The organism is Tindallia texcoconensis (assembly GCF_055383815.1).
On the sequence record NZ_AP042431.1, the window covers coordinates 2,179,273 to 2,193,765 of the forward strand.

18 protein-coding genes are annotated in these 14,493 nt (G+C 40.9%); 13 read left to right on the plus strand and 5 right to left on the minus strand.

Translation table 11 applies throughout. From position 1 onward, the window contains the following. Positions 1 to 44: 44 nt before the first annotated feature. Genes ACZ47N_RS09755 through ACZ47N_RS09765 form a run of 3 tightly spaced genes read right to left on the minus strand, consistent with a single transcriptional unit; the run spans position 45 to position 4,010 of the window. Complete coding sequence (locus ACZ47N_RS09755; RefSeq protein ID WP_464886362.1) at positions 45 to 1,385, minus strand: ABC transporter permease; 1,341 nt, start codon at positions 1,383 to 1,385, stop codon at positions 45 to 47. Continuing rightward, complete coding sequence (locus ACZ47N_RS09760; protein WP_464886363.1) at positions 1,378 to 3,387, minus strand: COG1361 S-layer family protein; 2,010 nt, start codon at positions 3,385 to 3,387, stop codon at positions 1,378 to 1,380. Before ACZ47N_RS09760 ends, ACZ47N_RS09755 begins: the two co-directional genes overlap by 8 nt. Further along, positions 3,384 to 4,010, minus strand: a complete 627-nt coding sequence (locus tag ACZ47N_RS09765; RefSeq protein WP_464886364.1) for an ABC transporter ATP-binding protein — start codon at positions 4,008 to 4,010, stop codon at positions 3,384 to 3,386. The genes ACZ47N_RS09760 and ACZ47N_RS09765 overlap by 4 nt, the downstream gene beginning before the upstream one ends. Positions 4,011 to 4,334: 324 nt before the next feature. Here ACZ47N_RS09765 and ACZ47N_RS09770 point away from each other — a divergent pair, with 324 nt between their 5' ends. Continuing rightward, entirely contained in the window at positions 4,335 to 4,928 is a 594-nt protein-coding gene (locus ACZ47N_RS09770) for a DUF3793 family protein (RefSeq protein ID WP_464886365.1), read from the plus strand. An 84-nt stretch (positions 4,929 to 5,012) separates the two neighbouring features. Here ACZ47N_RS09770 and ACZ47N_RS09775 read toward each other — a convergent pair whose 3' ends face one another. Further along, on the minus strand, positions 5,013 to 5,732 hold the full coding sequence (locus ACZ47N_RS09775) for a TVP38/TMEM64 family protein (RefSeq protein WP_464886366.1): 720 nt from the start codon (positions 5,730 to 5,732) through the stop codon (positions 5,013 to 5,015). A gap of 185 nt (positions 5,733 to 5,917) precedes the next feature. Here ACZ47N_RS09775 and ACZ47N_RS09780 point away from each other — a divergent pair, with 185 nt between their 5' ends. The 12 genes from ACZ47N_RS09780 (at position 5,918) to ACZ47N_RS09835 (ending at position 14,159) form a co-directional block, all read left to right on the plus strand. Beyond that, a complete protein-coding gene (locus tag ACZ47N_RS09780; RefSeq protein WP_464886367.1) occupies positions 5,918 to 6,103 on the plus strand; it encodes a hypothetical protein in 186 nt (61 codons plus the stop codon). A gap of 92 nt (positions 6,104 to 6,195) precedes the next feature. Beyond that, the gene (locus tag ACZ47N_RS09785; protein ID WP_464886368.1) at positions 6,196 to 7,029 is read left to right on the plus strand and encodes an ABC transporter ATP-binding protein; all 834 of its coding nucleotides are present in this window, start codon (positions 6,196 to 6,198) and stop codon (positions 7,027 to 7,029) included. Between the two features lie 21 nt (positions 7,030 to 7,050). Then, positions 7,051 to 7,941 carry a substrate-binding domain-containing protein gene (locus ACZ47N_RS09790; RefSeq protein WP_464886369.1) on the plus strand — a complete coding sequence of 297 codons (891 nt, stop codon included), beginning with the start codon at positions 7,051 to 7,053 and terminating at the stop codon, positions 7,939 to 7,941. A gap of 15 nt (positions 7,942 to 7,956) precedes the next feature. Continuing rightward, entirely contained in the window at positions 7,957 to 8,580 is a 624-nt protein-coding gene (locus tag ACZ47N_RS09795; RefSeq protein ID WP_464886370.1) for a class I SAM-dependent methyltransferase, read from the plus strand. Then, positions 8,580 to 9,584: an ABC transporter substrate-binding protein gene (locus ACZ47N_RS09800; RefSeq protein ID WP_464886371.1), complete on the plus strand. Its 1,005-nt coding sequence runs from the start codon at positions 8,580 to 8,582 to the stop codon at positions 9,582 to 9,584. The genes ACZ47N_RS09795 and ACZ47N_RS09800 overlap by 1 nt, the downstream gene beginning before the upstream one ends. Positions 9,585 to 9,601: 17 nt before the next feature. After that, positions 9,602 to 10,627 carry a FecCD family ABC transporter permease gene (locus ACZ47N_RS09805; protein ID WP_464886372.1) on the plus strand — a complete coding sequence of 342 codons (1,026 nt, stop codon included), beginning with the start codon at positions 9,602 to 9,604 and terminating at the stop codon, positions 10,625 to 10,627. Between the two features lie 22 nt (positions 10,628 to 10,649). Next, complete coding sequence (locus ACZ47N_RS09810; RefSeq protein ID WP_464886373.1) at positions 10,650 to 10,793, plus strand: hypothetical protein; 144 nt, start codon at positions 10,650 to 10,652, stop codon at positions 10,791 to 10,793. 24 nt (positions 10,794 to 10,817) lie between these two features. Then, positions 10,818 to 11,807: an ATP-binding cassette domain-containing protein gene (locus ACZ47N_RS09815; RefSeq protein WP_464886374.1), complete on the plus strand. Its 990-nt coding sequence runs from the start codon at positions 10,818 to 10,820 to the stop codon at positions 11,805 to 11,807. Positions 11,808 to 11,902: 95 nt separating this feature from the next. Further along, entirely contained in the window at positions 11,903 to 12,028 is a 126-nt protein-coding gene (locus ACZ47N_RS09820) for a hypothetical protein (RefSeq protein ID WP_464886375.1), read from the plus strand. A 66-nt stretch (positions 12,029 to 12,094) separates the two neighbouring features. Further along, complete coding sequence (locus tag ACZ47N_RS09825) at positions 12,095 to 12,433, plus strand: ArsR/SmtB family transcription factor (protein ID WP_464886376.1); 339 nt, start codon at positions 12,095 to 12,097, stop codon at positions 12,431 to 12,433. Positions 12,434 to 12,472: 39 nt separating this feature from the next. Beyond that, a complete protein-coding gene (locus ACZ47N_RS09830; protein ID WP_464886377.1) occupies positions 12,473 to 13,432 on the plus strand; it encodes an ABC transporter ATP-binding protein in 960 nt (319 codons plus the stop codon). Beyond that, on the plus strand, positions 13,425 to 14,159 hold the full coding sequence (locus ACZ47N_RS09835; protein ID WP_464886378.1) for an ABC transporter permease: 735 nt from the start codon (positions 13,425 to 13,427) through the stop codon (positions 14,157 to 14,159). The genes ACZ47N_RS09830 and ACZ47N_RS09835 overlap by 8 nt, the downstream gene beginning before the upstream one ends. Before the next feature lie 97 nt (positions 14,160 to 14,256). Here the strand turns inward: ACZ47N_RS09835 and ACZ47N_RS09840 are convergent, their stop codons facing one another. After that, the gene (locus ACZ47N_RS09840; RefSeq protein ID WP_464886379.1) at positions 14,257 to 14,427 is read right to left on the minus strand and encodes a DUF362 domain-containing protein; all 171 of its coding nucleotides are present in this window, start codon (positions 14,425 to 14,427) and stop codon (positions 14,257 to 14,259) included. Positions 14,428 to 14,493: the final 66 nt, after the last annotated feature.

A 14,493-nucleotide genomic window follows, 5' to 3' on the forward strand; every position in this document is an offset into this window, starting at 1 on the left:
AAAGTGGCCATCATGGATTTTGATGGCCACTTTTTAGTGGCAGGTTAATCATTTCGAATTGCCTCTAAAGCACTAAGCTTCATGGCTCGCCGAGCAGGAGAATATCCTGCAATTAATCCGACTATAGTGGAAAACAATAAGGCCATTAAGGCAAGGGAGATGGGGATGATAGAAAGGCTTTGAGTGCTTCCAGGCCCCATAAACCCAGCACCTAACTGGTTTAACCCGTAGGAAATGAGGTAACTGAAGAAAACGCCAATCAAACCACCACCAAATCCAATCAGACCAGCTTCGATCAAAAAAAGGCCTTTTATATCCGTTAAAGTAGCGCCAATTACTTTCATAACACCTATTTCACGAGTTCGCTCATAGATACTCATAATCATTGTATTGGTAATGCCGATAGCGGCTACTAGCAAACTAACTGCGCCAATGCCACCTAAGATTCCTTGAGTCATTCGTGCGGTGTTTTTCATGTCGTCTAGAATCTGAAGAAGGCTAAAAGTCTGAAATCCTTGGTCTTGCAATACCTTCTGTATCCTTTCCACTTCATGGATGGAAGTAGCTTTAATTTGTACCCCGTCGTATTCATCATTACGAGATCTGTTTTGGGTATCTCGACTATGGCGTTGCTCTTGCTCTAAAATAGTCTCTAAAGCATGTAAAGTCATAAAAACTTGGTAGTCTTTTTGATCATGAGATTCCTTTAAAACGCCTACTCCACGAACATCGTGTTTTAAGGGATCTTTTTCTTCGGTTGCATCTGGTCGGTCTGTTTGCCGTTCTCCGTAGCGCATATCCGTAGTGAGGAGCATAGAAGAAGTAAGCACATCTACAGGCGGAGGACCTTCACCAGGAGGTCCGTAGTAAGCTGATTGTCGTAGTCTAGGATTATTGAACTGATAAGGAATAGCATGACCAAAAATAACAGAATCTCGATCATTGGAATGAAGTAAACGCCCTTCACTAGCGGTAAAACCAAAAGCTTCCATTACTTCTGGATCAATCCCTACCACATTAGCATTTGCAATATGTCGACCAGCACCAATACGCATATAGGTTTCGCGAGTAGCCATGACGGCTTCTACACCAGGTATTTTTTTGAAAGAAGCAATGGTGGCGTCATTTAATTGTGTTTGACGCTGTTGGGTTCTAGAACCTGCAGAACTACCTGCGAAATGTCCTTGTTGATGGATTTCAATAACCGTCAAATCACCCATTTCCTGGAGAAAGTCTTGAAACCCTCGATCCATTGCGATACCCAAAGATAACATAACGATAATAGAGCAGGTTCCAATGACAACGCCAAGAATGGTCAGAATCGTACGGGTTTTGCGTCGCAGTAAACTGTCCCAACTCATTTTGAATAAATCCAGTTTATTCATGATCCTCAACATCCTCCAAGTCTGCCTCTGTTTTCTTTTTCTTTCTTCTTCGATACCAGAATGCAGCTCCACCACCTATCATTAAAACAAAAACCATAAGCCAATAGTTTCCAGAAGACGAAGACTCAGGTTCTTGCATCATAGCATCATCAAAAGAATCATCTGGCATCATCATTTCCATCACTTCAAGAGAAAACTCCTTTTCAAGGCGGTGGGATTGATTAATCTCATCGTCGTATTGAAAGATAATGATTCCTTCCATCGTCCCTTCCTGTAAAGGGATTAACGTTGCATCATAGTAATTATTGGCACCAGGATCCAGATTTCCGATATAAAGAGATCCATCTTGCGTATCAAAATCTCCTTCAATAGAGATGGTTAGATTTCGAATAAGGCCTCTCCCTACGTTATAAAAATCGATGCTGATGGGGACTGGATCACCGACAAAGGCATCCATGCTAGTTTCTACATCGCTTAAGGAAAGACTCGTTTCTTGAACTACTGGTATGCCAACTAATTCTCGTGTTTCATATTCTTTTCCTGACGAATCTTCATACTTGATATCCGCATACAGATTGTGAGTTTGAAAATCCGCATCTGGACTGGGTCGTAAGGAAATTTTCTGGATGGATTGTTGTGTTGGTGCAATCTGAGAAATGTAAAAAGAATTGCTGCTGTTAACAGGTGCAAAGACTTCTCCATCAGAAGTAATAGAAATCTGAATGTTTCTTATGGTTTCGTTGGCATGGGTATTGTAAAAGGATAGGGATAATGGGAATTCTTCGCCGGCCTTAACAAATTCAGCCTGATAATCGTAATGGTCAATGATGATTCTAGGAGTGCTTCCAGTGGTTGGTGTTCCAACCATGACGCCTGTATATTGTATTAATGGATCTTGTTGACTTCCGGCGGATTCTACTTTTATTTCTAGTGGATAATTGCGAGACTCTAACCCGTCCGTAGGGAAGTAGGTAAAGCTAAAACTTTTGGCTTCTCCAGGCATAAGTTGTTGCACATGGGTTTTAGAAGGAGTTTTGGGCAGCAAAGCATCCTTTCCGTCCGTAAGGATGCGAAGGCCTTCTAACTTTCGGTCTGTGTTGTTGTGTATGGAAAAGGAAAGCGTGAAATCTTCGAAAGCTTCTAAAGAATGGGTTGGGATTAGAATATCTTGGATTTCAACGCCTTGGGATAGTACTCCTTTTTTGATAGGCAATGTAAGGGGTTCTGTTACTTCATAGGTTTTTCCATAGTCATCCTCAAATTGGAGGACAAGATCTAGTTCAGCATTTCGTTGTTCTAAGGATTCAGAAGGGTTAACAGAAAAAACAATATTTTGTGTAGCTTCTGGATCTAGACTTTCATAATGCTGTTTACGGTGCGATGGATTAATGTTTAGTGCAGTAGCATCGCTTCCTTGAAGTTCTAGATTCAAGTTTTTAATGGCTAAATCGCTGCTGTTTTTAAGAAGGATTCCAATAGTTTGATTTTCTTCTAGTAGGAGTTGTTCATTAGGAATGTTCACTTCTTCTATGTTAACAGATGGCATTTTTAGATTGTTTTTAACGTTAATATGCACTTCGGCAGAAAAAGATGAACTTGAGCCAAAGTTTCGATCCGTATAGGTTACTGAAAAAGGGACAGCGTAAGTTCCCGTAGGAATATTGCGTTTCAGTGTTATATCAAAAAAAATGACTTTTTGATCATGGCCGTTAATTTGAGAATGGCTTTTTCGCATATCGGATGTTTTAATATCAATAGGGTTTTGTGAGTCGTCGCCAGTTTCTAAGGAAATAATCAAGTTTCTAGCCGATCCTAAACCACTGTTTTGAATAGGGATGGGTAGACGAATCGATTCACCTGCCTCTGCTGTAACCGTAGATGCCCGGGAAGAGAGAGTAAGGTTTGGCTGATGACTCATGGCTAGGCTTTGAAAAGGTAAAATAAAGAAAAATAAAACAGTGCATAAAATACAAGGGATTAACATGTTCTTGTAACGATTCATATCATTTGGTCCTCCTGTTCAATGTTTCCGTCTAAAAATGTAAAAACGCGATTGGCATGTTTGGAAATGCCGGGGTCATGGGTCACGATAATTAGTGTTTGTTGTTCTTGCTTTGCCATCTCCAACATGATTCCTAAAACCTCTTTGCTTGTTTTAGAGTCTAGGTTACCAGTAGGTTCATCGGCAAAGATAACAGGGGGTTGAGCAATAAAAGCCCTGGCAATGCCAACACGCTGCTGCTGACCACCGCTCATTTGGGATGGACGATGGTCCACATATTTTGCCAGCCCCACGTCTTTTAGCATTTTTCTGGCTCGTTGAAGTCGCTCTTTTTTAGGGACACCACGGAAAGTGAGTGGAAGGCTCACATTTTCTTCCGCTGTTAAGAGCGGCATTAAATTGTAAGACTGAAACACAAAGCCAATGTTTCGTTGCCTGAAAAAAGCTAACTGTTTTTCGTTCATCAAATCAATTCTTCGCTTTTGAATGCTTATGGTGCCTTTGGTTGGTTTTTCCAGTCCTGCCATTAGGTTTAAAAGCGTTGATTTTCCAGAACCAGAAGTTCCTAAAAAACAGCATACCTCCCCTTTTTTGATAGAAAGGGAAATTTTATCTACAGCCACTACTTTCTCGTCGCCTAAGCGGTATACCTTCCTAACATTTTCTAGCTGAATAATGACAGACACCTCCTTTCTTAAATGATAGGGGCTACTTCAGTGGGAGAACAAGGCTTTGGTTTCAAATCCTTGCGGCCCAGGAATAGGTAATCAAGTGTACTAAAACAGATAGTACAGATAGATTATAAGACCTTTTTTCCAAGATGTCAACAAGCATAAAGGCGGATCTTTACCAATAAAGAGAGGTAAAATATATTTTGACTTTTCAGTGCAGGGATGATATTGTTAATGAAAATCAATATCATTAACATGCGGCGGGAGGCTATGAAGATGAAACATTGTTATTACCATGACCTAAGGGATTCTAGAGGGTTTCAACACTGGATAACAGAAAAATTGGCTCCAGTATTGTTGGCGGTGAAACCTGCCGAACTACTTTGTTTTTCTGGTGACGATGAAGAAGGGAAAACAAGAATTGCGATGATTCAGGAGTACATTAGAAAAATTCCTTGTGTGGGATTTCGTAAATTTTTGATGAAAAATGGCAGACAAAAGATTCTTTTTTATCATGGTGCTGCATTAAAAGAAAAGTTAGAAGATAGCCGAAATCATCGATTTCTTATGCAACAAGGCTACCCCAAAGAAGTGAATATAGAAGCATATATGGATATCTTAGTGTTGAGAATTTCTTCTGGGGAAATGCCTCATGAAATTGGCGTATTTCTGGGGTATCCGCTGAAAGATGTACTGGGATACATAGGTCATCCTTCTCTAAAGCTGACAAAAGTCAACGGTTGGAAAATCTATGGAAATCCCATGCTTTCGGATCGAACTTACGAAAGAATAGAAAATGCAAAAACCTTTGTAAGACAACAGTTGGCCCAGAAAGAGCCGGAGATGGTAATTCAACAGTTTTGCTCCTAATAAAAAATAAAAAGACAAAAAACGTAAAAGCCTTGGGTACACTGTACCCAAGGCTTTTATAGAAAGAGTTATTTATAGAAAGAGTTATTTATGGAAAGGAAGCATATGTTTATGTCTGCCGTTAGTCTTTTGCAGGGCAAAACTTGATAAAACAGGTAAGAAAGCAAGAATCCCAAAGGAAATCAAGACTGGAATACTGACTAAATCTACTAACTGGCGAACCGTGGCGATTTGAACTCCAATATGGGTGAAAAGTATGATTCCTGGAAAAGCTCCCAGTAGAGTGAAGAAAAAATAGACACGAGGTTTCATATCGGTTAAGGCGAAATAGGAGTTAACAACGAAGGACGGAACGATTTCAATCATTCGCAACATAAAAAGCAAAGTGGGGCCGTGACAATTGGAAATTTGTCTGATGCGTTGAAAAGAACCTTGGAATCGTTTTTCAACACAATCTTTAAAAGCGAAGCGAGTTAAGAAAAATACAATCATATAGCCTGTCGTGTTGGCAAAAAGCACTAAAAGGGACCCAGGGAGCCATCCGAAAATTGCGCCACCAGCCAAGGTGATTAGACCCCCTCCTGGAATTGCCAGGGAAGCAAAAAGAAATCGAAGCAGCAAAAAGGCACAGGCAGCTTTCAAGAAGAAGTGTTGCTGATAGTGCTGTAACTCTTGGATAATTCCATGAAGGCAAGCATCATGACGGTGATGGGAATAGAAATAAATACTAAGCCCAAGGATAAGAAATATAAAATAAAGAAATTGGGCTACTCTTTTTTTATGGGAAAGCATAGGTAAAATCAACGTGGGATACCTCCTAGGAATAAAATTATTTGAGTGTAAGACAATTCTTATCATAGCACTAAAGAAAACGATTATCAATATCGTGTTGTTGAAAAAAAGGAGAAAAATTCTTGACAAAATGACAAATGCCCTTTATGCTTTAGTGTGTAGAATGATTATCAATTACATTTAAGGTGCTGATGGAAATGCCAAAAGAAAATGAAGCGGTCTTAGAGTCAATTAAGCAAATATATTATTCTTTGTTTCAACACGATGGCTTTGGAGAGATGAAAATAGAAATGAGATTTCTCAAGAAAAGTCAGAAAGAAGTGATTATTCATTGCGGGAAGCAATATCGATATGTAGTGGAATGGCCAGAAGAAAAAGAATAAATGGAAGGTGGTTCTGTGGGTGAACCCTTCACTTTAAGCGATTTTATACGCTTTTGTGGAGGGTTTTTTTATGAAGCAAAGGAGGGGAAATAATGTTGTCTGTTCAAGAATTGAATTACTCTTATGGCCAGGATCAAGTGCTTTATCAAGTTTCCATGGTTGCCAAACAGGGGGAAATCATATCCTTGATAGGGCCCAATGGATCAGGAAAATCCACGTTGCTTCGATGCATCAGCGGTTTGTTGAAATTGGATAATCCAGCATGTGTTCAATTGGATGGAAAAAAACTGAAGGCGTATAAACGAAAAGAATTGGCACGAATGGTGGCTTTCTTGCCTCAGTTCCAAGAAAAAATGCCAGGCGTCACGGTTGGTGAATTAGTGGCATTTGGAAGAACTCCACATCAGCGTACAGGCTGGATGTTATCGGAAAAAGACAAGGAAGCCATTGGATGGGCTTTGGAATATTTAAAACTTGAAGCCTTTGAAAATCGGCTGGTCGATCAATTGTCTGGCGGCGAACGTCAACGTGCATGGATTGCTATGGCTTTGGCCCAGGATACTCCCATCATTCTGCTGGATGAACCTGTAACCTATATGGATTTAAAACATCAGTGGGAGTTGCTTGAAATCATCAACCGACTGAAAGAAAAGTTTGGGAAAACGGTTATTTCTGTTTTTCATGACATTAACCATGCATTGGAAGTGTCGGATCGAATCTGTTTACTGCATCAGGGAAAAGTACATCAAATGGGAAATTCAGAACAGGTGGTGACAGAAGAATCTATCAAACAAGTATATGGTATTAGAGCACAAGTCTGTAGAACAAAATCTTGTTGCCGATCTGTTGTAGTGCCAGAAGGCAGAAAAAGAAAAACGATGGATATGCAAAAAGAACTCAGCACCCTAAAGTGGCTCAGTTCATGATCATTAGAAAGGATGGATGAGATGGAAGCGTTACTTCATATACCAATGAATTTACGAGGTTATGTCATGGAAGAAGTGGAAGATTTTCTTTTTAACCAGAGAGGGAAGGGGAAAACTCCACCTGTTGTCAGTCAGCCGGCTCATGATCATTCTATCAGCTGGCTGGAAGAAAGAATAAAAAGCCGAGACATACCAGATATGGCCATGGCGCATATTAGCGATTTTTCCAAGGCAAAAGACCTGGGAGCGGACTTGTTTTTTCAGCCAAGCCCAATGGACCTAACCGCATCCATACGACCTGAATTTCAAAAATTTTATCAGCGGGAGAGCATGTATACACCCATCTACTTCATGCCTGCAGTTTTAATTATGAAAGACACTGGGGTAGAATCAGCATCATCTATTTATTCTTGGGAAAAAGTAGCACAAATGAATACCCCTATTGCCATGCCGGATAGTGATACACCTATCTCAAAAGTGGTTTTAAGTTTTTTGAAAAAGCATTCACCGCTTCTTTACGAAGCCTTTCTTTCGAAGGTGACATTTGTAGGCTCTCCACCGCAGGTTATCGAAAAGGTGATTGCAGGTGAATTTGAAATAGGCGTGGCTAACCAATCTTTTTCTTTGATGGGTGAGTCGAGAGGGATTCAAATTCTTCCAGTAGAAGAAGGGGCGATTCCATTGCCGCAAGTGATGGTTCAAAAAAGAAATAGCAGGATTACTAACCCCATGGAAATTAGTATGAAAGCCTCTCTTCAGCAATATATTCAAAAACAAGGAGCCTGGCCTGCTATGGGGAAAGATGAATTATGTGGATTTCAAAAGGATAATCAGTGGATTGCTGAATGGGACAGTTGGGAAGAAATGTTGAAAATAATTGGGTCAGTGGAAAAAGATTTGAAAACAAAGTAAAGGAGAGATGAGGGCATGTTAAAGAGCTTTTACCCGATGTTACAACCCATTTACCCCCTTTTGGCCCAACAGTTTGTAGACGATTATTCCTTGGATGGTGGTATTGCTGTTGATATTGGAACCGGTCCTGGATATTTGGGTCTGGAACTGGCGAAAATAACCAATATGGAAATGTATTTTCTGGATTATGCCCCTGAAGCCATAGAAAAATGCAAAGCAAATGTTTCAGCTTGGGACTTAGAGAATCATCTTCACTTTATAGAAGCAGATGTTGCTTCAATACCCATGGATAGTGATACTGTGGATTTTGCCATGAGCAGAGGTTCTTTGTGGTTTTGGGAAGAACCAGTAAAAGGACTACAGGAAATTGCCCGTATTTTAAAGCCGGAAGGCATTGCTTTTATAGGGGGTGGATTGGGACGTTATGCACCAGACACAATGCGCAAGAGACTATTAAAAGCAAATCGGGAAGCCAGAGAAAAACGAGGGGATGGGCCTCGGCCTTCCTTGGAGAATGTCCGTCAATGGGCAAAAGAAGCCTTTGATGGAATGGAAAATATAGAGTATCGGGTCATTTCGGATGATGTAGAGGAAAGAGATGGAAAATGGATTGAAATTAAAAAAGGAGTTGTGAAATAATGACGGTAAAACGGAAGCATAAGTGGTTGATTTGGATGATTGTTTTGATCCTACCAGGGATGATATTATTCGGTTGTGGTAATACAGATCAAAGTGCTGAGGTTGTAGAGGCGGAAATTTCCCAAGAGGAGGAGGCGATGGAGTCGGAGCCAGAAAGCAGTGATGGAAATCTGGTGACAGATCATATGGGAAGAGAAGTGGAAATCCCAGAGGACATAAAACGCCCTGTTGCCCTAACGGCTAATTTAATGGAAGGGCTTTATATTATTGGGATGGAGCCGGTAGCGGCTGTGGACAATTATCGCATTCGTCCGGAAGCAGAAGAACTGCCTAAAATAGGGGTCCAAGGGAATGTTAATATTGAGGCGATTTACGCAGTGGAGCCGGACTTTATTGTGGCTCACTATCGTCATCAGGGACAGATGGTAGAATCTCTGGATGAAATAGGAGTACCAGTTTTCGTGTTGGATCCTGCCCAAGTAGGAGAAGCACCACTTTATGATTCGGCTTTGTACTTAGGAAAGCTTTTGGGACGAGAAGAAGCAGCCATGGCTTTTGTTAGCGAAGTAGAAGCGATTGCTGCAAATTTGAAAGAGGAGATTCGTGAAAAAACAGAGATACAAACCGGCTTAATTTTGGAAGATGGAGACAGCATCAGAGCGGCACAGACAGCTTCAGGAATTGGGGCGATTTTGACGGGACTTGGGATTGAAAACATTGTACCAGAAGACATGCCAGGTGCTGGACAGGAAACTTTTATTTCCTTCGATATAGAGACGATTGCGGAAGCGGATCCGGATGTGATTCTAATCCGACCTGCCAGCAATGATAAAGAGAATAATGAGCAAAGGCTTGCCAGCTATAAGGAAAATCCTTTGTGGGCGGATCTATCAGCAGTGAAAAATAATAATATTCATATGCTTCCTTTTCGGTTGCATCCAGGACGTGCCACAGTAGGAGAAATGTACCAGATGGCGGCTGATGTGATCTTATCCAAGGAATAAAAGGCGGGAGCAGACTTATGGAGGTTTTGAAAAAAAACACAAAGATTCAAAGACGGCGTATGGTAAGAATGGGAATGGCTTTTGCTGTTTCCATTCTTCTGGCTTTATATGGTATAGCCAATGGAACCATTGATTTTACCCTTCAACAGGTTTGGGATGTCCTGATGGGACAGCAGACAGAAGGGCTGGCAAATCAGATTATCTGGAATGTTCGGCTGCCCAGAGTTCTTACGGGAATGTTGGTGGGTATGAATTTGGCCGTAGCTGGATCTTTGTTGCAGGGAGTTTTGCGTAACCCCATGGCTTCTCCCAATATCATTGGCGTAAACGCTGGAGCTGGGCTGGCCGCCGTAGTGGTCATGGTCATTTTTCCGGGGGCCATCCAATACGTGCCTGTGGCATCCTTTTTTGGTGCGCTGGTGGCGGCAATGTTGATTTACTTACTGTCCATGAATCGGCAAACGGGTTCGGCTACGGTGCATCTGGTGCTGGCGGGAGTGGCGATGTCCGCTTTTTTTAGTGCGTTGACTTCGGGATTGATGACACTCAATGCGGATGAGTTGGAAGTTACCTACAGTTGGCTCCTGGGAAGTCTTTCTGGGAGGAGTTGGCCTTACTTCTATACCTTATTGCCCTATAGCATGGTCGGATTACTGATGGCTATGGTCATCAGTCCAAAAGTGAACATTTTTGCACTGGGGGAAGAAATGGGAAATAGCATAGGAGTGTCTGTTCATTGGTATCGCACCATTATTATTGCTATTTCAGCGATTTTAGCTGGGAGTGCCGTTAGTGTGGCTGGCACAATTGGATTTGTAGGGCTTATAGCGCCCCATATGGCCAGGCTTATTATTGGATCAGACTATCGGTATCAAATTCCTATGGCAGCTATTATAGGAGGAGGGTTGCTGATGTTTTCCGATACGATTGCCAGGGTCATCTTTCAACCTTTTGAGCTTTCTGTGGGCGTCGTTACATCCATCATGGGAGCTCCGTTCTTTTTATATTTACTCTATCGAAAACGATCTTCTACCATATTTTAACCTTTAGGAAAGGAAGTGAAGCATGAAGCTGATTACAGTAGCCGGGCCTCCTTCTTCTGGCAAAACCTCCGTAACCTTAAAAGCCTGTAAAGAGCTTAAGAGGGAGGGGTGGCGTATTGGTATGATTAAGTTGGATTGTGTGTCGACCCAGGATAAGGAAAATTAATTTGGAAAACTAAAGGGGATACCTATGAAAGAACTGGACATATCAATTAAGGCGTTGTTAGAGCAGGAACCTTATCTGGAAACCTACTTTACCAGTCATGGGTTAACGTTGAACAATTCAGATCTGAGTTTTGGGGAAGTGATTTGTGGACTAAGGCGACGTGAATTGGAAGACATTGGCACCAGCAGGGAATCATTGAAAGATGGATTTGAAGCCTTTGTAGAGCATGCTAGGAAGGTTCGAAATACAAAGGCTTTTCACGTGGAGTCTGTTCGGTTGATGGGTGGAACTCATAAGGATGGATCTACTGAAAACCTGGATCTGGAAATGGTGCCTGGGGATATTTTTTGCTTAGTGGGAGAAACTGGTTCTGGTAAAAGCCAGCTATTAGCGGATATTGAGTGGATGGCACAAGGAGATACCCCTACCAACCGAAAAATTTTAATCAATGGGAAAAAGCCAGATAATGAGTGGCGGTTTTCTGTTGAGCATAAGATGGTAGCGCAATTGTCACAAAATATGAATTTTGTAATGGATCTTTCTGTAAAAGAGTATCTTCAGTTGCATGCAACAAGTCGAATGATTGAAAATGATGAGAAAGTGATTCGTCAAATATTGAAGAAAGCCAACGAATTATCTGGTGAAGGTTTTGATGAAAACACCTGCTTAACGGCATTGAGCGGTGGACAGTCTCGGGCGTTAATGGTGGCGGATACAGCTCTTTTGAGTCAAGCTCCTATTGTTCTAATTGATGAACTGGAAAATGCAGGGATTCATCGTGGGAAAGCATTGGAACTTTTGTTGGGGGAATCTAAAATAATACTAATGGCGACCCATGATCCAGTGTTAGCCATGTATGGACAAAAAAGACTGGTTTTGAAAAACGGTGGGGTGGAAAAAGTCATTGTAGCCAGTGATGAAGAACAAATGCTTCGAAATCAATTGGAAGATATGGATCAACAAATGATGCTTTGCAGGAAGGCGTTGAGGCGGGGAGAAAGATTGAAACTGTAAACCAACATAGACACCTTGACACTTAGTTAAGAAAATGCTACTCTATTTAAGCAAACACTTAAATAGAATAGCGTTTTAAAATGGAGGGATTACGAATGAGTGAAGTAAAATGTGAGCATCCAGAAAGATTAAAAGGCAAAAAACCTGGTGAATGTTGTGAGAAGCAACAAGAAATCTGTCATGGACATGAAAAGAAGCAAGAAGAATCAAAGGAAGAGTAAGGGAAATAAAGAGAGTTCAAAAGCGCCTGATCTTTCAGGCGCTTTTGACTAGGATGGGGTGAAAGGATGGAACAACTGCTGAATCGGCTACGTGCCCTGGCGGATGAAAATCGCTTAAAAATGGTGGTACTGCTACTGGAAAAAGATTATTGTGTAGGTGCTTTGTCAAAGAAACTAGGTATTTCAAAGGCAGCTGTTTCTCAACATATGAAAATCTTACGGGAAAATGGCATTGTCAAAGGAGAAAAAAGAGGTTACTTTACTCATTACGAGGTTCAAAAAGAACAAATAAGAGGAATTTCGGAAGAGTTGGAGGAGATTTCCCGTCGGGAATTCCCAAGGGACAGACTGGTGCATTCCTGTCAGAAAGATGGAGATTGCCACGAATATAAACAGGATTCTTAGGCTCTGATAAGAGGAAAAACGTAAAAAGGGTGATTCGGCATGGAAGCAATCAAAGTAAGAGGACTGGTTAAAAACTATGGCAAAAAGGAAGCTGTAAAAGGTATTGGTTTTGATGTGAGTAGAGGGGAGATTTTTGGATTCCTAGGCCCTAACGGAGCCGGAAAAACCACCACCATCAATATGATTATTGGGTTGTTGGAATTCACAGAAGGTTCCATCGAAGTATTAGGAAAAAACTTAATTACAAAGACAGAAGCCATTCAAGCTGAAATAGGGGTGGTTCCGGATGAAAGTAATTTGTACCCAGAAATGTCAGGATTGGAAAATTTAACCTTTTGCGGTAGCCTTTACGGGATGAAAAAAGTAGATCGAGAAAAAAGAGCGTTGTATCTTTTGGAAGCGTTTCAGCTTTATGATGTGAAGGATAAATCTTATAAAGCATACTCTAGGGGTATGAAGCGAAAACTCACCATTGCAGCGGCTATGATGCATGAACCTAAGATTCTTTTTCTGGATGAACCTACTTCTGGCATTGATGTAGCTAGTGCTCGACAGATTCGAAAAATGATAGAAGAACTGCATCAGCAAGGCACTACCATTTTTTTAACCACTCATTATCTGGAAGAAGCAGAACGTCTCTGCCAACGCATTGCATTTATTGTGGATGGCAGAATTGTTCGTACAGGCAGCATAGATACATTAAAAGCTTCTTTGAGAGATCAATCCAGTTTGCAAATTCACTTGGATGGATCATCCGAAGCCTTCATAGAGGCTTTAAAGAATGAGATGAAAGTATCTAAGGTAGAGGTGATTAGGGAGAAAGTCCTTAAAATATCATGGCCACCAGAGCGGGAGTTGAGTTCTTTGGTTGATTTTATTCAAAGCCAAGAATACCATCTTTATGAAGCAAAAAGAATAGAACCCACCATGGAAGAGGTTTTTGTCTCAATTACTGGCATCGATGATTTCTCTAGAAGGGAGATGCCTAATCATGAATAAATACATTATTCTTATGAGTATTTTGAAAAAAGACATACAAACGTATTACTTAAAACCTCCGAATATCAGTTGGGGAATGATTTTTCCATTAGCCTGGACTCTTATGTTTGTTTTGCGCAGTGAAACCCAGGTGGACTTGATGGAAATATTGCCGGGAGTCATGGCTTTATCCATTCTTTTTGGGACCACCTCCATGTTGGCAGTGACCATCACCTTTGAAAAAAAACAAAAATCTTTTGAACGGCTAATGCTTGCTCCTGTCAGCTTGTACGAATTGATGTTCGCTAAGACTGGTGGAGCTATTGTTTTCGGAGTATTAAATGCTATGGTTCCTCTGGTTTTGGGGATGTATTTAACAGATTTAAGCCAGGTTAACTGGCCTGTTTTATTGAGTGGGGTTTTGCTGATAGCTATTACAAGTACTTTTTTAGGACTCATGATTGCTGTAGCAGCAAAAGAAGTGTTTGAAGCTCAAACATTCTCGAATTTTTTTCGTTTTCCAATGATCTTTTTATGTGGGTTATTTATTCCAATTAAAGATCTTCCAGCATTATTGAGGCCAGTTTCCTATCTGTTACCCCTAACTTATGGGGTTGATTTGTTACAAGAAGCGCTTCGAGCAGAAGGTATTCTACCTGTTTTTTTAAGTGTAGGCCTGTTGCTTATTTTTTCCTTCGCACTTTTTGGGATTAGCATTCATCGGATGAAAGCTAATTGGCTTCAGTAATTTCTATTAACGATAGGCGATAGGGAAGTTCTGCAATTTCTATAGTCACTAAAAAAGAGCGTCCTATTTAAAAATAGGACGCTCCAGTGTTATGGTCTTATTCTGGGTTGATCGCATCTACTGGACAAACATTAGCACAAGCACCACAATCAATGCAAGATTCAGCCTCGATTACGTACATGTCATCACCAGCGGAAATGCAGTCTACTGGACATTCTGGTTCACATGCTCCACAAGAAATGCAGGAATCATTAATTACATAAGCCATTATATTGCCTCCTTTCAATTGAATGATGGATGATCAAAAGTTGTTTCTCTAAGAATAATTTTAGTA